Source organism: Oceanicella sp. SM1341 (genome assembly GCF_003448965.1).
Lineage (GTDB): Bacteria > Pseudomonadota > Alphaproteobacteria > Rhodobacterales > Rhodobacteraceae > Paroceanicella.
The window spans coordinates 1-22823 of the sequence record NZ_QRGC01000001.1 but is presented as its reverse complement, the minus strand read 5'-3'; the positions used below and the strand labels follow the sequence as shown (position 1 = coordinate 22823).

General features: G+C 71.7%; 21 protein-coding genes. 16 read left to right on the top strand and 5 right to left on the bottom strand.

The window, feature by feature from the left end:
* Positions 1 to 115 precede the first annotated feature (115 nt).
* The 5 genes from D3P35_RS00100 (at position 116) to D3P35_RS00080 (ending at position 7419) form a co-directional block, all read left to right on the top strand.
* Positions 116 to 571 carry a GAF domain-containing protein gene (locus D3P35_RS00100; protein WP_118132423.1) on the top strand — a complete coding sequence of 152 codons (456 nt, stop codon included), beginning with the start codon at positions 116 to 118 and terminating at the stop codon, positions 569 to 571.
* 509 nt (positions 572 to 1080) lie between these two features.
* Positions 1081 to 2079, top strand: coding sequence for an NAD-dependent epimerase/dehydratase family protein (locus D3P35_RS00095; RefSeq protein WP_118132422.1), 999 nt, complete (start codon positions 1081 to 1083; stop codon positions 2077 to 2079).
* Between the two features lie 433 nt (positions 2080 to 2512).
* On the top strand, positions 2513 to 4309 hold the full coding sequence (locus D3P35_RS00090; RefSeq protein ID WP_370029719.1) for an adenine deaminase: 1797 nt from the start codon (positions 2513 to 2515) through the stop codon (positions 4307 to 4309).
* 2 nt (positions 4310 to 4311) lie between these two features.
* Positions 4312 to 5805: an AMP nucleosidase gene (locus tag D3P35_RS00085; protein WP_118132420.1), complete on the top strand. Its 1494-nt coding sequence runs from the start codon at positions 4312 to 4314 to the stop codon at positions 5803 to 5805.
* 180 nt (positions 5806 to 5985) lie between these two features.
* Positions 5986 to 7419: an amidase gene (locus tag D3P35_RS00080; RefSeq protein WP_232830311.1), complete on the top strand. Its 1434-nt coding sequence runs from the start codon at positions 5986 to 5988 to the stop codon at positions 7417 to 7419.
* A gap of 70 nt (positions 7420 to 7489) precedes the next feature.
* Here the strand turns inward: D3P35_RS00080 and D3P35_RS00075 are convergent, their stop codons facing one another.
* On the bottom strand, positions 7490 to 8050 hold the full coding sequence (locus tag D3P35_RS00075; protein ID WP_118132419.1) for a pyridoxamine 5'-phosphate oxidase family protein: 561 nt from the start codon (positions 8048 to 8050) through the stop codon (positions 7490 to 7492).
* A 241-nt stretch (positions 8051 to 8291) separates the two neighbouring features.
* Positions 8292 to 9161, bottom strand: coding sequence for an SDR family oxidoreductase (locus tag D3P35_RS00070; protein ID WP_118132418.1), 870 nt, complete (start codon positions 9159 to 9161; stop codon positions 8292 to 8294).
* Positions 9162 to 9218: 57 nt separating this feature from the next.
* On the opposite strand from D3P35_RS00070, the gene D3P35_RS00065 reads away from it, so the two are divergent.
* Positions 9219 to 9962 carry a tetratricopeptide repeat protein gene (locus tag D3P35_RS00065; RefSeq protein ID WP_118132417.1) on the top strand — a complete coding sequence of 248 codons (744 nt, stop codon included), beginning with the start codon at positions 9219 to 9221 and terminating at the stop codon, positions 9960 to 9962.
* A 659-nt stretch (positions 9963 to 10621) separates the two neighbouring features.
* Here the strand turns inward: D3P35_RS00065 and queG are convergent.
* Both queG and D3P35_RS00055 read right to left on the bottom strand, forming a co-directional pair.
* Positions 10622 to 11647: a tRNA epoxyqueuosine(34) reductase QueG gene (queG, locus tag D3P35_RS00060; protein WP_370029852.1), complete on the bottom strand. Its 1026-nt coding sequence runs from the start codon at positions 11645 to 11647 to the stop codon at positions 10622 to 10624.
* Between the two features lie 8 nt (positions 11648 to 11655).
* Entirely contained in the window at positions 11656 to 12321 is a 666-nt protein-coding gene (locus D3P35_RS00055; protein WP_118132767.1) for a glutathione S-transferase family protein, read from the bottom strand.
* A 181-nt stretch (positions 12322 to 12502) separates the two neighbouring features.
* On the opposite strand from D3P35_RS00055, the gene fnrL reads away from it, so the two are divergent.
* The 5 genes from fnrL to ccoP all read left to right on the top strand — a co-directional run bounded on the left by fnrL (position 12503) and on the right by ccoP (position 16868).
* Entirely contained in the window at positions 12503 to 13237 is a 735-nt protein-coding gene (fnrL, locus tag D3P35_RS00050; RefSeq protein WP_118132415.1) for a transcriptional regulator FnrL, read from the top strand.
* Between the two features lie 149 nt (positions 13238 to 13386).
* The gene (gene ccoN / locus D3P35_RS00045) at positions 13387 to 14973 is read left to right on the top strand and encodes a cytochrome-c oxidase, cbb3-type subunit I (protein ID WP_118132414.1); all 1587 of its coding nucleotides are present in this window, start codon (positions 13387 to 13389) and stop codon (positions 14971 to 14973) included.
* Between the two features lie 10 nt (positions 14974 to 14983).
* A complete protein-coding gene (gene ccoO, locus D3P35_RS00040) occupies positions 14984 to 15814 on the top strand; it encodes a cytochrome-c oxidase, cbb3-type subunit II (RefSeq protein ID WP_118132413.1) in 831 nt (276 codons plus the stop codon).
* Complete coding sequence (locus tag D3P35_RS00035; protein WP_118132412.1) at positions 15814 to 15990, top strand: cbb3-type cytochrome c oxidase subunit 3; 177 nt, start codon at positions 15814 to 15816, stop codon at positions 15988 to 15990. Before ccoO ends, D3P35_RS00035 begins: the two co-directional genes overlap by 1 nt.
* Before the next feature lie 2 nt (positions 15991 to 15992).
* The gene (gene ccoP / locus D3P35_RS00030; protein ID WP_118132411.1) at positions 15993 to 16868 is read left to right on the top strand and encodes a cytochrome-c oxidase, cbb3-type subunit III; all 876 of its coding nucleotides are present in this window, start codon (positions 15993 to 15995) and stop codon (positions 16866 to 16868) included.
* A 258-nt stretch (positions 16869 to 17126) separates the two neighbouring features.
* On the opposite strand, the gene D3P35_RS00025 is transcribed toward ccoP, so the two are convergent.
* A complete protein-coding gene (locus D3P35_RS00025; protein ID WP_118132410.1) occupies positions 17127 to 18008 on the bottom strand; it encodes a DUF2270 domain-containing protein in 882 nt (293 codons plus the stop codon).
* Between the two features lie 182 nt (positions 18009 to 18190).
* Between D3P35_RS00025 and ccoG the strand changes: the two genes are divergently transcribed.
* The 5 genes from ccoG to ccoS are packed head-to-tail and all read left to right on the top strand — an operon-like array spanning position 18191 to position 22692.
* Positions 18191 to 19612, top strand: a complete 1422-nt coding sequence (gene ccoG, locus D3P35_RS00020) for a cytochrome c oxidase accessory protein CcoG (RefSeq protein ID WP_118132409.1) — start codon at positions 18191 to 18193, stop codon at positions 19610 to 19612.
* Positions 19609 to 20100: a FixH family protein gene (locus D3P35_RS00015; protein ID WP_118132408.1), complete on the top strand. Its 492-nt coding sequence runs from the start codon at positions 19609 to 19611 to the stop codon at positions 20098 to 20100. Before ccoG ends, D3P35_RS00015 begins: the two co-directional genes overlap by 4 nt.
* Positions 20097 to 20264, top strand: a complete 168-nt coding sequence (locus tag D3P35_RS26010; protein WP_157981987.1) for a hypothetical protein — start codon at positions 20097 to 20099, stop codon at positions 20262 to 20264. Before D3P35_RS00015 ends, D3P35_RS26010 begins: the two co-directional genes overlap by 4 nt.
* Positions 20261 to 22513 carry a heavy metal translocating P-type ATPase gene (locus D3P35_RS00010; RefSeq protein ID WP_118132407.1) on the top strand — a complete coding sequence of 751 codons (2253 nt, stop codon included), beginning with the start codon at positions 20261 to 20263 and terminating at the stop codon, positions 22511 to 22513. Before D3P35_RS26010 ends, D3P35_RS00010 begins: the two co-directional genes overlap by 4 nt.
* Complete coding sequence (ccoS, locus tag D3P35_RS00005; RefSeq protein WP_118132406.1) at positions 22510 to 22692, top strand: cbb3-type cytochrome oxidase assembly protein CcoS; 183 nt, start codon at positions 22510 to 22512, stop codon at positions 22690 to 22692. Before D3P35_RS00010 ends, ccoS begins: the two co-directional genes overlap by 4 nt.
* The last annotated feature ends 131 nt before the right edge of the window (positions 22693 to 22823 follow it).

Sequence of the window (22823 nt, the reverse complement as noted above, 5' to 3'; positions counted from 1 at the left end):
CCTGCCGCACGGCAGACAGACCCCCTCGGCTCTTGACCCGCAGGCGCCGGCGCGCCATTTGCGGGAGCGCACCGGGGCCAGGCGGCCGCCGGGCGGTGATCGCCGGGAGGCCCCGATGTCCGACAGATATGCCGAGGTGCGCGCGCGCATCCTCTCGCTCACCGAGGGCGAGGCCGACGAGGTGGCACTGATGGCCACCGTGGCCTGCGAGCTGCACCACAGTTTCGCGCATTTCGACTGGACCGGCTTCTACCGGGTCACCGGGCCGGAGGTGCTGAAGATCGGGCCCTACCAGGGCGGGCACGGCTGCCTGGTGATCCCGTTCTCGCGCGGGGTGTGCGGGGCGGCGGCGCGCAGCGGCGAGACCCAGCTGGTGCCGGACGTGGACGCCTTCCCCGGCCATATCGCCTGCGCCTCCTCCACCCGCTCGGAGATCGTGGTGCCGGTGCGCCGGGCCGATGGCAGCCTGCTCGGCGTGCTCGACATCGACAGCGACACACCCGCGGCCTTCGACGCGCAGGACCAGGCGGCGCTGGAAGCGCTGATGACCGAGGTCTTCGCCCGCGCCTGATCCCCGGCGACACCGCGGGGGGTGGCGGCCTCGGGGGCATCGAGCCCCCTCGGCCGCCGGGCCCGTTCCGGGCCGCCCGGCACGGGAGAGCGCCCCGCCTGATGCGCGGCGCGCCCTGCCCCGAAGGCCGGCTGCGATCCTGCCCGGGGCTCCTCGCCGGTGCGGGAGCCCCGGCGAAGCCGGGACGCCGGAGGGTTTTCCGGCCGCATGGCAGCAGCGCTCTGCGACACTCCGGAGCTTCGGCGCACCGCCGCGAACGGACACGACCGCAGGACGCTTCGCGCCCCTGAGCCTCTCTGACGCGACAGCAAGGCACCGCGCGCAGCTCCTCATGGGCTCCGCGCCCGGCCGGGCGGGCCTGCCCGACGAGGCAGGCGCCACGCCTGCCTCCGCCCCCGGGCCTGCCGGGGTCTCACCCAGCCGTGATCGTATCGCTCACCGGCCCTCTGCGCCCGGGCAGGCGCTCAGGGAGATTGCCAGTACCGGCGCCAGGGCCTATCACTCCGGGCATGACCTCGTTTCTCGTCACCGGCACGGCCGGCTTCATCGGCTTCCACCTCGCGCGGCTCCTGATCGCGGAGGGTCACCATGTCACCGGCATCGACGGGATGACCGATTACTACGACGTGTCGCTGAAGCGCCGGCGGCACCAGGTTCTGCTCCAGAGCCCCGGGTTCACCGCCCATGAGGTGATGCTGGAGGACGCCGCCCGGCTGCGCGAGATCGCCGATACCGCCCGGCCGGACGTGATCGTGCATCTCGCCGCCCAGGCCGGGGTGCGCTATTCGCTGGAGAACCCGCGCGCCTATGTCGACGCCAACGTGACCGGCACCTTCAACGTGATGGAGATCGCGCGCGAGCACGCGGTGCGCCACCTGCTGATGGCCTCCACCTCCTCGGCCTATGGCGCGAACGAGAAGATGCCCTTCGAGGAGGGCGACCGGGCCGAGCACCCGCTCACCATCTACGCCGCCACCAAGCGGGCGACGGAGCTGATGGGCCACGCCTATGCGCATCTGTGGAAGATCCCCACCACGATGTTCCGCTTCTTCACCGTCTACGGGCCCTGGGGGCGGCCGGACATGGCGCTCTACAAGTTCGTCTCCGCCACGCTCGAGGGCCGGCCGATCGATGTCTACAACCACGGCGACATGAAGCGCGACTTCACCTATGTCGACGACCTGGTGCGCGCCATCCGCCTGCTGATCGACACCGCCCCGGGCGAGGAGCCGGTGGAGGGCGACACGCTCTCGCCCGTGGCGCCCTGGCGGCTGGTGAACATCGGCAACGGCGCGCCGGTGCAGCTCACCGGGTTCATCGACGCGATCGAGGACGCACTCGGCGTGCCGGTGACCCGCAACATGATGGACATGCAGAAGGGCGACGTGCCGGCCACCTGGGCCGACACCGCGCTGCTGCAGCGCCTCACCGGCTACCGGCCGCAGACCACGGTGGACGAAGGCGTGCGCCGCTTCGTGGACTGGTACCGGGACTACCACGGGGTGTAGCCCTGCGCCGAGGCCGGCGCTTGCGTTCGGGCCGCGTCGCGCCGAGACCATCCGGCCCGCATTCCCGCCCCGGCCAGCCACGGCTGCGCCCCCCCGGCTCCCCGCGCGCGGCCGGTCCGGATCCTGCAGCGCCGCCCTCTCCGCAGCCGGGCCGGATGCGGCATCACCGCCCCGCCGCCCCCGGATCGGATCCGGAATCGGCGGACCCGCATGCCCCGGAAAGGCCAGCCCGCCAGCACGCACCGACCAGATGTCCGCCGCACCCCGCCCTGCCGGGCGAAGGCACGACCCGGCTGCCGATGCTCCCGGCGCCCCGCCCGGTCGCGGTCGCGCCCGCGCCCTGTCCCTGCGTCAGCGCAGGCTGCCCTGTCTTGATCCCGCCACGAAACCGGCCGATAAGGGGTTGCAACCGCTCCGAAGGAGGATGTTGCGCATGAGTTTTTCCAGCTGGCCCGAGAGTGCCGCGCGGCTGATCGCCGTCGCCGCCGGGCGCGCCCCCGCCGACATGGTCATCCGCGGCGCCACCTGGGCGAATGTGCAGAGCCGCGAGCTCATCCCCCACACCGATATCGCCATCGCCGCCGGCCGCTTCGCCTATTGCGGGCCGGATGCGTCGCATTGCATCGGCGAGGGGACGGAGGTGATCGAGGCCGGGGGGCGCATCGCCCTGCCCGGCCTGTGCGACGCGCACATGCACATCGAGAGCGGCATGCTCACGGTCACCCAGTTCGCCCGCGCCGTGGTGCCGCATGGCACCACGAGCATGTTCGTCGACCCGCATGAGGTGGCGAACGTGCTCGGGCTCGAGGGCGTGCGGCTGATGCATGACGAGGCGCTGGAGCAGCCGGTGAACGTCTTCGTGCAGATGCCGTCCTGTGCCCCCTCCGCCCCGGGGCTGGAGACCACGGGCCGCGAGATCACCCCCGAGGACGTGGCCGAGGCGATGACCTGGCCCAACATCGTCGGCCTGGGCGAGATGATGAACTTCCCCGGCGTGATCAACGCAGACCCGAAGATGCTCGCCGAGATCGCCGCGACACAAGCCGCCGGCAAGACGGTCGGCGGCCACTACGCCTCGCCCGATCTCGGCCCCGCCTTCCATGCCTATGCCGCGGGCGGGCCGGCCGACGACCACGAGGGCACGCGCGAGGAAGACGCCATCGCCCGCGTGCGCCTCGGCATGCGCGCCATGCTGCGCCTCGGCTCGGCCTGGTACGACGTGGAGCGCCAGATCACCGCCGTGACCGAGCGCGGGCTCGATCCGCGCAACTTCATCCTGTGCACCGACGACTGTCACTCCGGCACGCTGGTGAACGACGGCCACATGAACCGCGTCTTCCGCCACGCGGTCGCCTGCGGCGCCGACCCGATGGTGGCGCTGCAGATGTGCACGATCAACACCGCCACCCATTTCGGCATGGAGCGCGAGATCGGCTCCATCGCGCCGGGCCGCCGCGCCGACCTGATCCTCACCTCCGACCTCGCCACCCTGCCCGTCGAGACGGTGATCGCCCGCGGGCGGGTGGTGGCGCAGGATGGCGCGATCGCGTCTGACTGGGGTGGTTTCCGATGGCCGGCCGAGTCGCGCTCCACCGTCAACATGAAGCGCGACCTCACCGCCGATGACTTCGCCATCCCCGCCCCCGAAGGCGCCGCAGAGGTCACCGCCCGGGTGATCGGCGTGGTGGAAAACCAGGCGCCCACGCAGGCCCTCACCGCCACGCTGCCGGTGGAAGGCGGCCTCATGAAGGCCGACGGCGCGGTCTGCCAGATCGCCCTCGTCGAGCGCCACCGCGCCACGGGGGGTGTCACGAACGCCTTCGTCACCGGCTTCGGCTACGACGTGCCCTGCGCCATGGCCTCCACCGTGGCACATGACAGCCACCACATGATCGTGGTCGGCACCTCGCGGGCCGACATGGCGGCGGCGGCGAACCACCTGCGGCGCCTGGGCGGCGGCATCACCGTGTGGCGCGGGGGGGCGGAGCTCGCCTCCGTCGCCCTGCCCATCGCCGGGCTCATGTCCGACGCGCCGGCCGCCGAGGTCGCCGCCGCGGCAGAGGCCATGGGTGCCGCGATGCGCGCCTGCGGCTGCAGCCTCAACAACGCCTACATGCAGCACTCGCTGCTCGCGCTCGTGGTGATCCCCGAGCTGCGCATCTCCGACCTCGGGCTGATCGACGTCACCCGTTTCGAGAAGGTCGGCCTCTTCCCCGAACCGCAGGAGTGACAATGCGGACTGAAAGCACCGGGCGCAGCGAGCTCGCCCTCCTTACCCCCGAGCCGCCCGAGGCGAGGGCCTTCACCGATGCCGCCGAGGCCGTGGCCGCCCTGCGCGCCCTCTACGACCAGGCCACCGGCTTCCTGCGCAGCCATTTCGCCGGCGTGATGGAAACCGGCCGCGTCGAGGGCCGCTACCGCGCCTACTACCCGGAAATCTCCCTCACCACGGACACTTACGCCAAGGTCGACAGCCGCCTTGCCTATGGCCATGTCACCGCGCCCGGCGTCTATACCACCACCATCACCCGGCCCGACCTGTTCGGGAACTACCTCACGGCGCAGATCCGCCTGCTGATGGCCAACCACGGCGTGCCGGTGACCATCCGCGCCTCGCGCACCCCGATCCCGCTGCACTTCGCCCTGCCCGAGGGCGCGCATGTCGAGGGCTCGATCGAGGAGCGCATCCGCCGGCCCCTGCGCGATGTCTTCGACGTGCCCGACCTCGCCGACACCGACGACCGCATCGTGAACGGCACCTATGAGCCCGGCGAGACCGGCACCCTGCCGCTCGCCCCCTTCACCGGCCAGCGCATCGACTATTCGCTGGCCCGGCTCGCGCATTACACCGCCACCAGCCCGACGCATTTCCAGAACTTCGTGCTGTTCACCAACTACCAGTTCTACATCGACGAGTTCCTCGCCTTCTCCCGCGCCGCGGTGGCCGACCCCGCGAGCGGCTACGAGAGCCTCGTGGAGCCCGGAAACCTCATCACCACCGCCGCGGGCGCCGAGGGGCTCGCCGCCCCGCGCCTGCCGCAGATGCCGGCCTATCACCTCACCCGGGCCGACGGCTCGGGCATCACCATGATCAACATCGGCGTCGGCCCCTCGAACGCCAAGACCATCACCGACCATGTGGCGGTGCTGCGCCCGCATGTGTGGCTGATGCTCGGCCATTGCGCCGGCCTGCGCCACTCGCAGTCGCTCGGCGATTACGTGCTCGCCCATGCCTATGTGCGCGAGGACCACGTGCTCGACGACGACCTGCCGATCTGGGTGCCGATCCCCGCGCTCGCCGAGGTGCAGGTGGCGCTCGAGACGGCCGTGGCGCAGGTGACCGGCCTCACCGGCTACGACCTCAAGAAGATCATGCGCACCGGCACGGTCGCCACCATCGACAACCGCAACTGGGAGCTGCGCGACCAGTCCGGCCCCGTGGCGCGGCTGAGCCAGAGCCGGGCCATCGGGCTCGACATGGAATCGGCCACCATCGCGGCCAACGGCTTCCGCTTCCGCGTGCCCTACGGCACGCTGCTGTGCATCTCCGACCGGCCGCTGCACGGCGAGCTGAAACTGCCCGGCATGGCCACCGAGTTCTACAAGCGCCAGGTGGCCCAGCACCTGCAGATCGGCATCCGGGCGCTCGAACTGCTGCGCGACACGCCCGAGGAGCGGGTGCACTCGCGCAAGCTGCGCAGCTTCGAGGAGACGGCCTTCCTCTGAGCCCGCCGCGGGACACAGCGAGGCCCCGGCGCAAGGCCGGGGCAGCGGGGCGCGGGGACGGCAGCGGGCGGGGCTCATCGTATACGAAATCCGGATTTCGCTTGTGCCTCAAGGGCTCTGGCGTTTCCGGGCCCGGCGTTGCACGATCCCCTGAAAGCACCAGCAGAGGAGCCCTCCCGCATGCGCCCGCCCTATACCGGATCCGATCTCGCCGCCATGACCGCCTGCGAGGTGACCGGGCTGCTCGCCCGCCGCGAGGTGAGCCCGCAGGAGCTGATCGAGGCCTCCCTCGCCCGCACCGCCGACACCGAGCCGGCGATCAACGCCATGCCCACCCTCTGCCCCGACCGCGCCCGCGCCCATGCGGAGCGCCTGCGCACGGCCCCGGCCGAGGCCGGCCCCGGCTGCCTGCACGGCCTGCCGGTGTCGATCAAGGACCTCACCGCGGTGGCCGGTGTGACGCTCACCTGCGGCACCCCGGGGCTGGCCGGGTTCGTGCCCGCGGAGTCGGACCCGCTGGTCGAGCGGATGGAGGCGCGCGGCGGCATCGTGATGGGCAAGACCAACACGCCCGAGTTCGGCGCCGGCGGCAACACGTTCAACGCCGTCTTCGGCCCCACGCGCAACCCCTGGGACACGGGGCTCAACCCCGGCGGTTCCTCGGGCGGGGCGGCGGCGGGGCTCGCGGCCGGTCAGGTCTGGCTCGCCGAGGGCTCCGACCATGGCGGCTCGCTGCGCACGCCGGCCGCCTATTGCGGCATCGTCGGCCTGCGCCCCTCGCCCGGCCGCGCCGGCGGCGGCACCAGGGAAGCCGCCTTCGGGCTCGAGGGCGTGCACGGTCCGATGGCCCGCACGGTGGAGGACTGCGCCCTGCTGCTCGACACCATGACCGGCTTCGACCCCCGCCAGCCGCTGAGCATCGCCGAACCCGCGCACCCTTTCCGCGCCGCGGTGCAGGAGGCCCGGCCGGGCTTCCGCGTTGCCTTCGCGCCCGATCTCGGCGGCTTCGCCCCGGTGGAGGCGGAGGTGCGCGACATGCTCGCCGCCGCGATGCAGGCGCTGGAAGGCACCGGCACCCTGATCGAGGAGGCCGCTCCCGACACCTCGGGCCTCTACGAGACCTACACCACGCTGCGCGCCTTCGGCCAGGCCTCGGGCCCGGGCCAGATGCCCGAAGCGGTGCAGGCGCACTACAAGCAGACCCTGCGGGACAACATCGCCGCCGGCCGCGCGCTGACGGTCGACGACGTGATGCGGGCCAACCGCGCGCGCTCGCTCATCTACCACCGCACGCGGGAGTTCCTGCTGCGATACGACGTGATCGCCTGCCCGGTGGTGGGCCTGCCGGCGCAGCCTTGCGAGGTGGAATACCCGCGCAGCGTCGACGGCCGGCCGATGGCCGATTACGTCGACTGGCTGCGCTTTGCCTATCTCGCCACCATGTGCACCCTGCCGGCGATCAGCGTGCCGATCGGCCTCACCGCGGCGGGCACGCCCATGGGCCTCCAGCTCATCGGCCAGCCGCGCGGCGAGGCGGCCCTGCTCGCCGCCGCCCGCGTGCTCGAGCAGGCGGTGGGCTTCGGCCACCGCCCCATCGACCCCGTGACCCGCTGAGTGCACGCCGGCCGGGGCCTGTCCCGCCATTGTCGGCCGGTCCGGCCGGTCCGGCCCTGCTGTCCCGGCCTCACTCCGCCGCGAGGCTGAGGCCGGTGGGCAGGCCGTCCATGCTGGTGAGGTTCTTCTCCTCCCAGTAGGCGCGCAGGCCCTCCGGCCCCTTGGCGTCATGCCAGTTGTCGATGGCCGCGCGCTCGCCCTCGTAGCCGAAGAGCGGCACGCCGTAGCCGCAGGAAGTCTGCACCAGGTCGATCTCCAGCCGCATGATCTGGCGCGCTCCCAGCGGCACCTCGCCGCCGTAATGCGCCGCCGCGAGGGTTGCGAACTCCTCCGTCTCCCAGCCGATGGACCGGCCCCGGCCGTAGAGCCGCAGGATCTGCGGCGGGCCCTCGAAGGCGCAGAACATCAGGGTGAGCCGCCCGTCGGCGCGCATGTGCGCCGCGGTCTCGTTGCCCGAGCCGGTGCGGTCCATGTAGAGCGCGGTCTGCGCATCGGGCAGGCGCAGCGCCCCGGTCTCGCGCGGGGAGACGTTCACCCGGCTGCCCGCGGTCGCGGAGGCGGTGAAGAACACGTGCTGGCGGGCGATGAAATCGCGGTGCGCCTCGGTCATGGAAGGGTATTGCCTGGCCATGGAGAACCTCTCTGCCGGACTTGTGATGCGCGAAGGCTAGGGCCGATCCGCGCGCCGGGCAATCCCGCCCGCGGGCCCCCGGGCCCGGCGAAGGCCCCGGCCCGGCCCCGCGCGCCGCCCGGGCCGCCAGGGCCGCCGGCACAGGCCGGCGGCAGGCGCCGAAGGGGGCTCGATGCCCCCTTCGGTGCCGGCCACCGCCCGTCAGGGCCACTCTCCCTCGCCGCCGCCCGCGCGCAGGGCCTCAGCCCGCCCCGCCCTCCTCCTCCGCGAGCAGGGCGCGCAGGCCGGCGCGGTAGTCGGGGTATTTCAGCGCCACGCCCAGCTCGGTCTTCATCCGCGCGTTGGAGACGCGCTTGGACTCGGCGTAGAAACTGCGCGCCATGGGCGACATCTCGGCCGCCTCGATGGGCACCGCCTCGGGCACCGGCACGCGCAGCAGGCGCGCGGCCTCCTCGATCACCGCTTCGGGCGGGGCGGGATCGTCGTCGCAGATGTTGTAGATGCCGCCCGGCTCGGGGTGGTCGATGGAGGCGAGCACGGCCTGGGCGATATCGTCGACATGGATGCGCGAGAAAACCTGCCCGGGCTTCACGATGCGCCGCGCGGTGCCGCGCCGCACCTTCTCGAAGGGCCCGCGCCCGGGGCCGTAGATGCCGGCGAGGCGGAAGATGTGCAGCGGCAGGCCATGGGCGAGGAACAGCTCCAGCCAGGCGTCCTCCGCCGCCGCCCGCAGCGCCCCGCGCCGGGTGGCGGGGCGGCGCACCGAGGTCTCGTCCACCCAGCCGCCCGCGCGGTCGCCGTAGACGCCGGTGGTGGAGAGATAGCCCGCCCAGGCATAGCTGCGCCGGGCGATCTCGGGGCCGAGGGCGCCCAGCACCGGGTCTCCCGCCTCGTCCGGCCCGGCGGAGACCAGCAGGTGCGTCGCCCGATCGAGCACCGAGAGATCGGTGAGCGGCCAGATCAGCGGCGTCACGCCTTCCGCCCGCATCGCCTCGGCGCGCTCCTGCGAGCGGGTGGTGCCGAGCACTTCCCAGCCACGCGCCAACAACGCCCGGCCCACCCGGCTGGCGGAATAGCCGTGCCCGAAACTCAAAAGACTGTGTTGGGCCATTTCACATCCCCCCCGGCTTCGCTATGGTCCGCGCGACCATAACGATACCGGTGCCGAATGCGACCCCTGACCGTCTCCGCCCTCGCCCTTGTGTGCCTCTCCCTGCTCGGCCAGGGCGCTGCCGCCGAGATCCGCTCCATGGCCGAGTGCCGGGCGCGCATCACCGAGGACCCGGCCATGGCGCGCGAGGAGGCAGCGCAATGGCTCACGCTCGACGGCGGGCCGGAGGCGCGGGTCTGCACCGCCGAGACGCTGATCGCGCTCGGCGCGCGCACCTCGGCCGCGCAGATGCTCACCGCCACCGCGGATGACCGCAATAACGGCCTGCCCGCCGCCAGCCGCGCGCGGCTGATGCGCGACGCGGGCCGGCTCTGGCTCGACGAGGACCAGCCGCGGCTGGCGATGGAGACCTTCACCCGCACCATCCAGCTCACCGGAAGCGACCCCGACACGCTGGTGCTGCGCGCCGAGGCCCAGGGCCGGCTGGGCCTCTGGCAATCGGCGATGACCGACCTCGACCGCGCCCTGAAGCAGGACGCGAACCGGGCCGACATCCTCGCCCTGCGCGCCGCCGCGCGCCGCAAGTCGGAAGACCCCACCGGCGGGCTGGAGGACGCGGAGGCAGCGCTGGAGCTGCAGCCTGACCTGCCGGAGGCGCTGTTCGAGAAGGGTGCGAGCCTCGCCGTGCTCGGCCGCATGCCCGAGGCGCTGGACGTCTGGTTCCGCCTCATCGAGCTCGACCCCGAGAGCCAGCTCGCGAAGCTTGCGCAGCGCAACATGCAGCGGCTGAGCGGCAACTGAGGCCCGGAGCGCGCCACGCCGCCGGCGATGGCGCGAAGCACGCCCCCGGTTGCAATCACGGCAAGGCGCGCCCCGCCGGCCGGGGCACCGCCCGGCCCGCGCCGGCCAGTTCCGGCCAGTTTGCCTTCACGATCAGAAACGCGCGAGCGGCCCCCGCGGTACCGGGGCGGCCCTGCGCAAGGCGCATTCGGGTCGCGGGACCTGTCAATGACACCAGTCGGTCGCATCGGCTTCGCCGCCTCTGCCTTCGTCGGGGCCGACACCCGGCCCGCGCTGGCCGGCTTCCGACTGGCTTCATGATGTTGCATGCGCGAGCGGCCCCCGGCCCTCGCGGCACCGGAACTGACCGACATACGGCACCCGTGTCGCGAGATCTGGCCATGAGACCGCCCGGTCGCGTGGGGCGCGCCGCCGGTCGCCTCTGCCATCGCGTCAGCGCATCCCGGCCCGCGCCAGCCGGGTCCGGTGCACCTCCAGGCTCCGGGATGGGAGAACGGCCCTGCCCTCGGGGCGTCGGCACAGCCCGGCAAAAGGCGCACCCGTGTCGCGAGACGCGGCCATGAGACCGCCCGGTCGCGTGGAGGGTGCAGATGGCCTCCGCATTTGCCCGGGGCACCACCCGCTCCGCGCTGGCCGGCCCCGCGCCCGGCGCGCGGCCTTCAGCCTCCGCGCAGGCGGTGCAGGGCCCAGCCGGCGGCGTCGCGCACCACCGGGTCGGGATCGTCGAGATGCGGGGCGGCCGCGGCGGCAAGGGCCGGGCTGGCGGAATTCCCGATGGCGTAGAGCACGTTGCGCAGGAAGCGGTCGCGGCCGATGCGCTTGATGGGGGAGCCGGAGAAGCGCTCGCGGAAGGCCGCGTCGTCGAGGGCGGCGAGCTCGGCGAGCGGCGGCGCCACCGTGCCCTCGCGCGCGGCGTAACGCGCCTCGGAGGCGGTTTCGGCGAACTTGTTCCAGGGGCAGACGGCGAGGCAGTCGTCGCAGCCGTAGATGCGGTTGCCCAGGGCGGGGCGCATCGGCTCGGGCACCGGGCCCCTGAGCTCGATGGTGAGGTAGGAGATGCAGCGCCGCGCGTCGAGTTGGTAGGGCGCGGGGAAGGCCGCGGTGGGGCAGATGTCGAGGCAGCGCCGGCAGGAGCCGCAATGGTCGGCCTCCGGCGAATCGGCGGGCAGATCGAGCGTGGTGAAGACCGCGCCGAGGAAGAACCAGCTGCCGAGATCGCGGCTCACCAGGTTGGTGTGCTTGCCCTGCCAGCCGAGCCCGGCGGCCGCCGCCAGCGGCTTTTCCATCACCGGCGCGGTGTCGACGAACACCTTGATCTCGCCGCCCGCCTGCTCGATCAGCCAGCGGCCGAGGCGCTTCAGCCGCTTCTTCACCACGTCATGATAGTCGCGCCCGCGGGCGTAGACCGAGATCACCCCGCCCTCGCGCCGCTCCAGCAGCGGCAGGGGGTCCTCCTCCGGCCCGTAGTTCTCGGCCAGCATGATGACCGAGCGCGCCTCGGGCCAGAGCGCATCGGGCGCGCCGCGCCAGCCCATGCGCTCGGCCATCCAGCCCATGTCGCCGTGCCGCCCCTGCCCCACGAAAGCCGCCAGCCGCCCGGCCGCGAGGGGGATGGCGTCGGGCCGCGTGATGGCGCAGGCGGAGAAGCCGGTCTCGCTCGCCTGCGCCTTCACGGCGCGGGCCAGCGCCTCGGTCAAAAGTCGAGGTCCGCGTAGTGGGCGGGAACCTGGAAGCCGGGCAGGCTGTCGGCCAGCAGCGAGCGGAAGCTGGGGCGCGACTTGATGCGCGCGTACCAGTTCTTCGCGTTGGGCACGCGGTTCCAGTCCACGTCGCCCACGTAGTCGAGGCAGGAGAGCTGGGCGGCGGCGGAGAGGTCGGCGATGGTCATCGTGTCGCCGGCCAGCCAGCGGCGGTGGTCGGAGAGCCAGTCGATGTAGTCGAGGTGGTAGCGGATGGCGGAGAGGCCGAGCTTGATGTTGGACGAATCCGGATAGCCGGATTTCATCAGCCGCTTGGTCACCCGCTCGTGCAGCAGGTTCACCGTCACCTCGCCGTGGAACTTGTCGTCGAAATAGGCGGCGAGGCGGCGGGCCTCGGCCCGGGCGGCGGCGCCCTGCGGCAGGAGCGCGGGCTCGGGGCGGGTTTCCTCGAGATACTCGCAGATCGCGGTGGAATCGGAGAGCACCAGCCCGTCGATCTCCAGCACCGGCACCTGGCCCGCGGGGTTGAGCCGCAGGAAGTCGATGCGCCGCTCCCAGAACTTCTCTTCCACGAGGGCGACCTCGATGCGTTTCTCTGCCAGTGCCAGGCGGACCTTGCGGCAGAAAGGCGACAGTTTCTGGTGAAATAGACGCTGTATGGACATTGAGGCTCCGATGTTGCGCCCTTTCTCATTGCCTCTCCGCGCCGGGCAATGCAAGAGGCACCCCGCTGTGGCGGCCTTCCGGAGGCGCGCCGGCCAAGACGACTGCGACACCGATGCAGGGCGGTGAAATTATGGAGTGTTTGACTCAGATCAACTCAACCGGGATCATTCACGCATGACACTGCATTCAACCAATCCGGAAGGGCGCAAGCCGGTGATTCGCTGCGCAGCCTGCCCGATCGCCGACCGGGCCGTCTGCAGCTATTCGACCACGCGCGAGCTGTCGCTGCTCGAGGCGATCAAGTCCTACCGCACCTACCTGCCGGGCGAGGAGATCCAGTCCACCGGCGAGGCCGCGGCCCATGTCGGCTCGGTTGTCGAGGGCATCGTCTCGCTCTCGCGCCTCATGCCCGACGGGCGCAGGCAGATGGTGGGCCTGCTGTTTCCCGGCGACTTTCTCGGCCGCGCCACGCGCGACACCGCGCCCTACGACGCCATTGCCGTGGGCCAGGTCACCCTGTGCCAGTTCGACCGCCGGCGCTTCGAGAAGATGCTGGGCGACAGCCCGGCGCTCAACCGCCGCCTGCTCGACATGACCCTCGACGAGCTCGACGCCGCGCGCGAGTGGATGGTGCTGCTCGGCCGCAAGACCGCGCGCGAGAAGATCGCGAGCTTCATCGCCCTCACCGCCCGGCGCTCGCGCGCGCCGGTATCGGCAGACGGGCTGCACATCGCCCTGCCCCTCACCCGCGAGGCGATGGCCGACTATCTCGGCCTCACCATCGAGACCGTGAGCCGGCAGATCGGCGCGCTGAAGCGCGACGGGCTCATCATCCTCACCGATGCCCGCCACCTCGTGATCCCCGATCTCGACGCGCTGAGCGCGGAGGCGGGCGACGACGTCGTCTGAGCCTCCACTCCCCCCCTCTCCCCTCCCGGCCGCTCGCGCGCCGCTCACGGCGAATTGCGCGGCCCGCCCCTTGACGCAGATCAAGGCCGCAGCCGCCTGATGCCGCTACCCCTTCGCATGGTCCTGCAAGAATCTTGAGGAGGGGGCGCATGTTGCCTGCGGCCAAACTGATCGTGCTGGGAGCCATAGGCTTCCTCGCCGCGCTGACGGCGAATCTCACACCGGATACGGCGATGTCGGTTCACGGCATCATCGTCGCGGCGGTCGCGCTGGGGTTGTTCCTGCGCGAATTGCGCCGCGTGGGCGAGCCGGTGCCGGCCACGCCCGCCGGCTACATGGACGACGTGATCCGCGCCGGGGTCATCGCCACGGCCTTCTGGGGGATCGTGGGGTTCCTGGCCGGCGTCTACATCGCCTTCCAGCTCGCCTTCCCGGCGCTGAACCTCGACCTGCCCTGGACGAGCTTCGGCCGGCTGCGCCCGCTGCACACCTCCGCCGTGATCTTCGCCTTCGGCGGCAACGCGCTGATCTGCACCTCGTTCTACGTGGTCCAGCGCACCTCGGCCGCCCGGCTCTGGGGCGGCAACCTCGCCTGGTTCGTGTTCTGGGGCTACCAGCTCTTCATCGTGCTCGCCGCCACCGGCTACGTGCTGGGTGTCACCCAGGCGAAGGAATACGCCGAGCCGGAATGGTACGTCGACCTCTGGCTCACCGTGGTCTGGGTGGCCTATCTCGCGGTGTTCCTCGGCACGATCCTGAAGCGCAAGGAGCCGCATATCTACGTGGCGAACTGGTTCTACCTGTCGTTCATCGTCACCGTGGCCATGCTGCACATCGTGAACAACCTCGCCATCCCGGTGTCGGTGTTCGGGGTGAAGAGCTACTCGCTCTTCGCAGGCGTGCAGGACGCGCTCACCCAGTGGTGGTACGGCCATAACGCCGTGGGCTTCTTCCTCACCGCCGGTTTCCTCGGCATGATGTACTACTTCGTGCCCAAGCAGGCCGAGCGGCCGGTCTACAGCTACAAGCTCTCGATCATCCACTTCTGGGCGCTGATCTTCCTCTACATCTGGGCCGGCCCCCACCATCTGCACTACACCGCCCTGCCCGAATGGGCGCAGACGCTGGGCATGGTGTTCTCGATCATGCTGTGGATGCCGAGCTGGGGCGGGATGATCAACGGGCTGATGACCCTCTCGGGCGCCTGGGACAAGCTGCGCACCGACCCGGTCATCCGCATGATGGTCGCCTCGATCGCCTTCTACGGCATGTCGACCTTCGAGGGCCCGATGATGTCGATCAAGGCGGTGAACTCGCTCAGCCACTACACGGACTGGACCATCGGCCACGTGCACTCGGGCGCGCTGGGCTGGAACGGGCTCATCACCTTCGGCGCGCTCTACTTCCTCGTGCCGCGGCTGTGGAACCGCCCGGGCCTCTACTCGGTGCGCGCGGTGAGCTGGCACTTCTGGCTCGCGACCATCGGCATCGTGCTCTACGCGGCCTCGATGTGGGTGTCGGGGATCACCCAGGGCCTGATGTGGCGCGAGTATGACAGCCTCGGCTTCCTGGTGAACAGCTTCGCCGACACCGTGGCCGTGCTGCACCCCTACTACGTGATCCGCGGACTGGGCGGCGTGCTCTACCTCGCGGGCGGCGTGATCATGGCGTGGAACCTGTGGATGACCGTGCGCGCGCAGCGCCCCGTCGCCGCCGCCACCGTCGCCGCGGAATGAGGACAGGACAATGACGAACGACAACGACAAGATCCCGAGCCCGGAAGAGGACCCGAAGGTCGCCACCGTGTCCGACTTTCCGGAGAAGATCCCCAACGAGCTGCCGCACCACTCGTGGTTCATCGGCAAGCACGCCTTCATCGAGCGCAATGCCACGCTGCTGCTGATCCTCTCCTTCCTGGTGGTGACCATCGGCGGCATCGTGGAGATCGTGCCCCTGTTCTACATCTCGAACGTGATCGAGAAGGTGGAGGGCATGCGGCCCTACACCCCGCTCGAGCTCGCCGGGCGCAACATCTACATGCGGGAGGGGTGCTACCTCTGCCACAGCCAGATGATCCGCCCGATGCGCGACGAGGTGGAGCGCTACGGCCACTACAGCCTCGCGGCCGAGAGCATGTACGACCACCCCTTCCAGTGGGGCTCGAAGCGCACGGGGCCCGACCTCGCCCGCGTCGGCGGCCGCTACTCGGACGACTGGCACCGCGACCACATGCGCGACCCGCGCAGCCTGGTGCCCGAGAGCATCATGCCCGCCTACCCCTGGCTGGAGCAGCGCCATCTCGACTACCGGACCATCGAGGGCGATCTCGCCGCCCTGCGGGTGACCGGGGTGCCCTACACCGACGAGATGATCACCGCCGCCGCCAACGACCTGCGCGCCCAGGCGAACCCGGACTCCGACGGCGTGGACGGTCTGCTGGAGCGCTACCCCGGCGCCCAGGTGCGCAACTTCGACCGGCTGCAGCCGATCACCGAGCTCGACGCCCTCGTGGCCTACCTGCAGATGCTCGGCACGCTGGTCGATTTCTCAACCTTCGAAGTCGATGAGGCCCGCTGATGGACACCTACACCATCCTCCGCCACTTCGCCGACAGCTGGTTCCTGCTGCTCATGACCTGCTTCTTCGTCGGGGCCGTCGCCTTCGCCTTCCGCCCGGGCGCGCGCAAGGTGCATGAGGACGTCGCGAACATCCCGCTGCGCAACGACGATTTCCCCGCCGGGAAAGGAGACTGACCATGGCCGGCAAAGACCCCGAACTCGACAAGCCGACCGGCGTGATGACCACCGGCCATGAGTGGGACGGTATCCGCGAGCTCAACAACCCCCTGCCGCGCTGGTGGCTGTGGACCTTCTACGCCACCATCTTCTGGGCGCTGGTCTATGCCATCGCCTACCCGGCCTGGCCGCTGATCAGCCAGGCCACGCAGGGGCTGCTGGGCCATGACCAGCGCATCGAGGTGGCCGAGGAGATGACCGCGGCCGACCAGGCGCGCGAGGTCTACCGCGCGCAGATCGCCTCGATGGACCTGCAGGAGGTGCAGAACGACCCCGAGCTGGCCCGCTTCGCCATGGGCTCGGGTGCGGCCACCTTCCGCACCTATTGCGCCCAGTGCCACGGTGCGGGCGCGCAGGGCCATCCCGGCTACCCCAACCTGCTCGACGACGCCTGGCTCTGGGGCGGCGACCTCGACGCGATCCAGACCACCATCACCCACGGCATCCGCTCGCCCGATGACGACGACACCCGCATCGGCGACATGCTGGCCTTCGGCCGCGACGGGCTGCTGGAGCGCCCCGACATCGCGGCGGTGGTGGAACACGTGCTCTCGCTCAGCGGGCAGGATCATGACCCCGAGCTGGCCGAGACCGGCGCCACGGTCTTCGCCGACAACTGCGCCACCTGCCACGGCGAGGACGGCACCGGCCTGCGCGAACTCGGCGCGCCGAACCTCACCGACGCGATCTGGCTCTACGGCGGCGACCGCGCGACCATCACCGAGACCGTGGTGAACGGCCGCTCGGGCATGATGCCGAACTGGAGCCCGCGCCTGACGGAGGAGCAGATCAAGGAAGTCGCACTCTACGTCCACTCGCTGGGCGGCGGCGAGTAGCGCGAAGGCATACCCGGAGCCGGCCCCTTCCGGCTCCGGGGACCTGGCCCGCCGGCGAACGGGACCTCGCCGGCGGGCCTTTTTGCATCTGCCCGAGGGACGGCGCAGCTGCAGGCGCGATCATCCCGCAGCCCGGCCCCCCTGTCCAGCACCGCGTGCAGGCCCACCGGCGGCGTCCGCCCGGCGCGGCCGCTGGTGCCTGCTGTCCGCCGCGATGCTCCGCTGCCCGGTGACGACAGTGCCGCCCCGAAGCCCCGCTCAGCCCATCGAGCCGCGGCTGCGCTCGTCGCCGAATTTCCGCCGGTCGGCATTGGCCGACCAGATGGCGATGCCGCACCAGGAGCCGATGTAGAGCAGCCCGAGCACGATGATCACCACGCCCGGGATCGGGCCCACCGCCGCGCGGTCCCACAGCTGGTCCACGCTTTCCAGCGGCTTGGGGTGCACCATGATCTTGCCCACGAAGGCCAGCGACTGGATGACGAGGATCCACAGGTAGTTGCGCCGGATGCGCCGGCCGAAGGCGGTCATGAAGCTGATGTGGTAGCCGGGGGCCCAGTAGTCCTGCGCCAGCACCTCCTGCCAGTTCTCGTCGAGATGCAGGTTCCCGTCATGCAGCATCGGGGCGTAGAGATGCGTCTCCATCCAGCGCGCCCGCGCCCGCCAGACGTTGAAGTAGAGGTAGCGCCGGGCCTCGAGCGCGAGGAAGAGCAGGATCAGCACCCCCACCAGCACCAGCGGCAGCGGCGAGGCCTCGGGGGCGGCGAAGGTGATCGACAGCGCCACGCCCAGCGTGACCACCGACCAGTTGGTGGTGGTGTCGAGCCGGGTGCGCCAGGTGGTGGAGCGGTAGATCTCGGCCCGGTAGAGATGGGCGATGGCGCCGAGCTCGGCGGCGGTGAACTCGCGCCGCGCCGAGGGCTGGCGGGCCGGCGGGCAGGCCTCGATCGGCCCCAGCCCCTCGCCGCGCCCGGTGGCGACACTGCCGCCCCCCGCGCCGTCGCCGGCCGGAACCTGGCCCGCACCCTGCCCGGAGGGACCCTCGGCCGGCCGCTCCGCCGCGCCGGGTCCCGACACGCCGGTGCTGCCCCGCTCCGCGCCCTGTTCCTCACGCTGCCGCTTGCCCTGCCCGTCCGTCATGCCTGCACCTCCCTCTGGCGGGCGCAGTCCGTTCGGGGGCACGGCGCCCTTTGGTTGGTCACAACCTAGCACGGATCCGCGAGCCGGCGAGAGCCCCGCCGCGCGCGATGGTTGACCTCGATCAAGGAATTGCCCCGGCGCAGCCGCTATCGAGGGGGCGTCGCTCATCACAGGAGGTCCCGATGAGTCACGGTCCCGACGGGGGTGTCGAGCCCCAACCTCTCTACGCCGCCCGCATCCCGATCTTTCCGCGTCGGGTGCACGGGTGGTTCCGCAATCTCAAGTGGTGGATCCTCGCGATCACGCTGGGCATCTACTACATCACCCCCTGGATCCGCTGGGACCGGGGGCCGAACCTGCCCGACCAGGCGGTGCTCGTCGATCTCGCCAACCGGCGGTTCTACTTCTTCTGGATCGAGATCTGGCCGCAGGAATTCTACTACGTCGCCGGCCTGCTGATCATGGCGGGGCTCGGGCTGTTCCTGTTCACCTCCGCGCTGGGGCGCGTGTGGTGCGGCTATGCCTGCCCGCAGACCGTCTGGACCGATCTCTTCATCCTCGTGGAGCGCTGGATCGAGGGCGACAGGAACGCCCGCATCCGCCTGCTCAAGCAGAAATGGGACGCGCGCAAGACGCGGCTGCGCCTCACGAAATGGACGGTCTGGGCGCTGATCGGCCTCGCCACCGGCGGCGCCTGGGTGTTCTACTTCGCCGATGCACCCACGCTGGCGCGCGACCTCGTGACCGGGGCGGCGCACCCGGTGGCCTACATCTCCATCGCCCTGCTCACCGCCACCACCTTCACCTTCGGCGGCTTCATGCGCGAGCAGATCTGCATCTACATGTGCCCCTGGCCGCGCATCCAGGCCGCGATGATGGACGAGAACACCCTGACCGTGAGCTACCGCGAGTGGCGGGGCGAGCCGCGCGGCAAGAAGCACGAGGGCACCACGGGCGATTGCATCGACTGCATGGGCTGCGTGAACGTCTGCCCGATGGGCATCGACATCCGCAACGGCCAGCAGCTCGAATGCATCACCTGCGCGCTGTGCATCGACGCCTGTGACGACGTGATGGCCAGGATCGGCAAGCCGCGCGGGCTGATCGACTACGTCACCCTCGCCGATGACGAGGCCGCGGCGAAGGGCGCGCCCACGCCGCCGGTCTGGACCCGCATCGTGCGGCCGCGCACCCTGCTCTACACCGCGCTCTGGGCCGGCATCGGCGTGGCGATGGTGGTGATGCTGATGGTGCGCAGCTCGGTCGACCTCACGGTCGCGCATGACCGCAACCCGCTCTACGTCACCCTGTCCTCGGGCGCGATCCGCAACGGCTACACGGTCAAGATCGCAAACCGAAACGGCGACGCGCGCAACTACGAGCTCGGCCTCGTCTCGGAAGCGGCGCTGGACTTGCAGATCCAGGGCGAAGAGGGCACGCTCGTCGAGGTCGGCCCCGACCAGATCCGCGAGATCCGCATCTTCGTGAGCTCGCAGCCCGGCGCCGAACTGACCGGCGACGTGCCGATGGAAGTCTGGGTCGCGGAGGAGGACAGCCCCGCCCGCGCCCGCACCATGAGCTTCTTCAAGGGACCAGACGCATGACCAGACCGCTCACGGGCCGCATGGTTCTCGCCATCTTCGTCGCAGGCTTCGGCATCATCATCGCGGTGAACCTGCTGATGGCCTCGTTCGCCACGGGCACCTTCCCCGGGCTGGTGGTGGAGAATTCCTACATCGCCAGCCAGGAGTTCGACCGCAACCGCGCCGAGCAGGAGGCGCTGGGCTGGACGGTGAGCATGGAGCATGACGCGGGCGGCGTGGTGGCGCGCATCACCGATGCCGCCGGCGCCCCGGTGCACCGGCTCGCCCTCACCGCCCATGCCGCCCGGCCCTCCACCGACCAGGGAGCGCGGGAGCTGGAGTTCTTCGACGACGGCAGCGCCTATCGCGCCCGCTTCGACCTGCCCCCGGGCCTGTGGCGGGTGAACCTCCACCTCGCCGGCGAGGGCGGAGCTACCTGGCAGGGCGAGGCACGGGTTTTCGTGCCGGAGGCGCGGCCTGCGGCACTCGTGCCGGAGGCACGGGAATGAGCGACAAGCCCTGCACCTGTGCCACGCCCTGCGCCGCCCGCCGGCTGCGCGACATGTTGCTGCCCGAGCCCGGCGCTGCCCCGGCACCCGGCCCGGCCGCGCCGGAGGCCGGCACCCCGGCCGTGCCCTTCGCGCAGGAGCCCCGCGCCGGAGACCCGTCATGAGCGCCACCGACTACGAGAGCGGCCCCGCCCCTGCCGGCGCCTGCTGCCCCACCGGGGCGGCGATGGACCTGGCGGGCGGCAGCTCGGCCGCCGCCCGGCTCGCCCGGCCCGACGGCAAGGGCCGCCTCGCGCTCGACCTGCTGGTGCCCGAGGCGCATTGCGCCGCCTGCATCGGCACCATCGAGCGCGGGCTGGGCCGCCTGCCCGGCGTCGCCTCGGCCCGGCTGAACCTGTCGCTGCACCGGCTGGCGGTGAGCTTCGAGCCCGGGCGCGTCTCGGCCGACGACATCATCGCCGCCCTCGCGAAACTGGGCTATTCCGCCCGCCCCTGCGACAGTGCCGCGATGGGCGAGATCGCCTCCGACGCGCGCGGGCGCGACCTCACCGCCCGGCTCGGCGTGGCCGGCTTCGCCGCGATGAACATCATGCTGCTCTCGGTCGCCATCTGGTCCGGGGCGGACGGCGCCACGCGCGACCTGCTGCACTGGATCTCGGCGATGATCGCGCTGCCGGTGGTGATCTTCTCCGGCATGCCCTTCCACCGCTCGGCCCTGCGCGCGCTGCGCGCCGGCCGCCTGAACATGGACGTGCCGATCAGCCTCGCCATCCTGCTCGCCGCCGGGGTCTCGCTGTCGGAGACCATCCAGGGCGGGGCGGAGGCCTATTTCGACGCCTCCGTCAGCCTCACCTTCTTCCTGCTGCTGGGCCGGGTGCTCGACCATCACACCCGCCGCGCCGCGCGCTCGGCCGCGGCACAGCTCGCCACGCTCACCGCCCGCACCGCCCTTCTGGTGACGCCCGAGGGCCGCGCCCATGTCCATGTCGAAGACCTGCGGCCGGGCGACCGCATCCTCGTCGCCCGCGGAGAGACCCTGCCGGCCGACGGCGTGGTGCTTGCCGGCGAGAGCGAGATCGACCGCGCCATGGTGACCGGCGAGAGCCTGCCCGAGCCCGCGCGCCCCGGCACGCCCGTGCATGCCGGCATGATGAACCTCGCCGACGCGCTCACCGTGGAGGTGCGCGCCACCGGCGAGGCGACGCTGATCGCCGAGATCACCCGCATGGTCGCCGCCGCCGAGGCCGGGCGCAACCGCTACACCCGGCTGGCGGACCGTGCCGCGCGCATCTACGCGCCGGCCGTGCACATCGCCGCGGCGCTGGTGTTCGCCTTCTGGCTCGCCACCGGCCTGCCGCTGCGCGAGGCGGTGATGATCGCGGCCGCGGTGCTCATCGTCACCTGCCCCTGCGCGCTCGGCCTCGCCGTGCCGGCGGTGCAGGCGGTGGTGAGCGGGCGGCTGTTCCGCGCCGCGGTCTACGTGAAGGACGGCTCGGCGCTCGAGCGGCTGGCCGAGGTCGACACCGTGGTGTTCGACAAGACCGGCACGCTCACCACCGGGCGCCCCGAGGTCACCCTGCCGCCCGGGCTCACGCCCGATCAGGCCGCCGCCGCGCGCCTGCTCGCCGAGGCGAGCCGCCATCCCTTCTCGCGCGCCATCGCCGGCCACGCGGGCCTGCGCGATGCGGCCGCCGGCGCGGCACTGCCCGAGGCCGCCGGCCTTGCCGAGATCCCCGGCCAGGGGGTGGAGGCGCGCATCGGGGAGGCGCGGGTGCGGCTCGGGAGGGCCGAGTGGTGCGGCGTGCACGGCGGCGCGGGCACCGAGGTCTGGCTCACCGGGCTCGGCGCGCCGCGGGTGTTCCGCTTCGCCGACAACCCCAAGCCCGACGCCGCCGCCACCGTGGCCGGGCTCCAGGCCCGCGGCCTGCGCGTGCTCCTGCTCTCGGGCGACGCGCCGGAGGCCGTGGCCCATGCGGCCGGTGCCACCGGCATCGCCGAGTGGCAGGCCCGCCTCACCCCGGCCGAAAAGCTCGCCGCCCTGCACGCCCTCGCGGCCGAGGGCCGGCGCGTCGCGATGGTGGGCGACGGGCTGAACGACGCCCCCGCCCTCGCCGCCGCCCATGTCTCGCTCTCCCCCGCCTCGGGCAGCGACATCGCCCGCGTGGCCGCGGATTTCGTCTTCCCCGAGGACCGGCTGGCCCCGGTGCTGCTGAGCCACGCCCAGTCGCGCCTCGCCCGGCGCCGCGCGCTGGAGAACTTCGGCCTCGCCGCGGTCTACAACGTCATCGCCGTGCCCCTCGCGGCCCTCGGCCTGGTGAACCCGCTCATCGCGGCGCTCGCCATGTCGGGCTCCTCGGTCCTCGTCACCCTCAATGCCCTGCGCCCCGGGCGCAGGGACGGCCCCGCCTCATGACCATTCTCGCCCTGCTCATCCCGATCTCGCTCTTCCTGGGCCTCTGCGGCCTCGGCGCCTTCCTGTGGACCCTGCGCTCCGGCCAGTACCGCGACATCGAGGGCGACGCGCAGCGCATCCTGCTGCCCGACGACCCCGACCCGGTGATCGAGGATTCCCACCGCAACAGCCGCGGCTGACCGCCCGCCCCACGAACAGCCGCGCAGGCGGGGCGGAGCGCGGACGCCCGCCCTGCGCGCTCCCGCCGCCCCAACGGCGCGCCCCCGGGCCCGCGGCTGCCCGCGAGCTGCGCCCCCGCGATCCAGAGCAG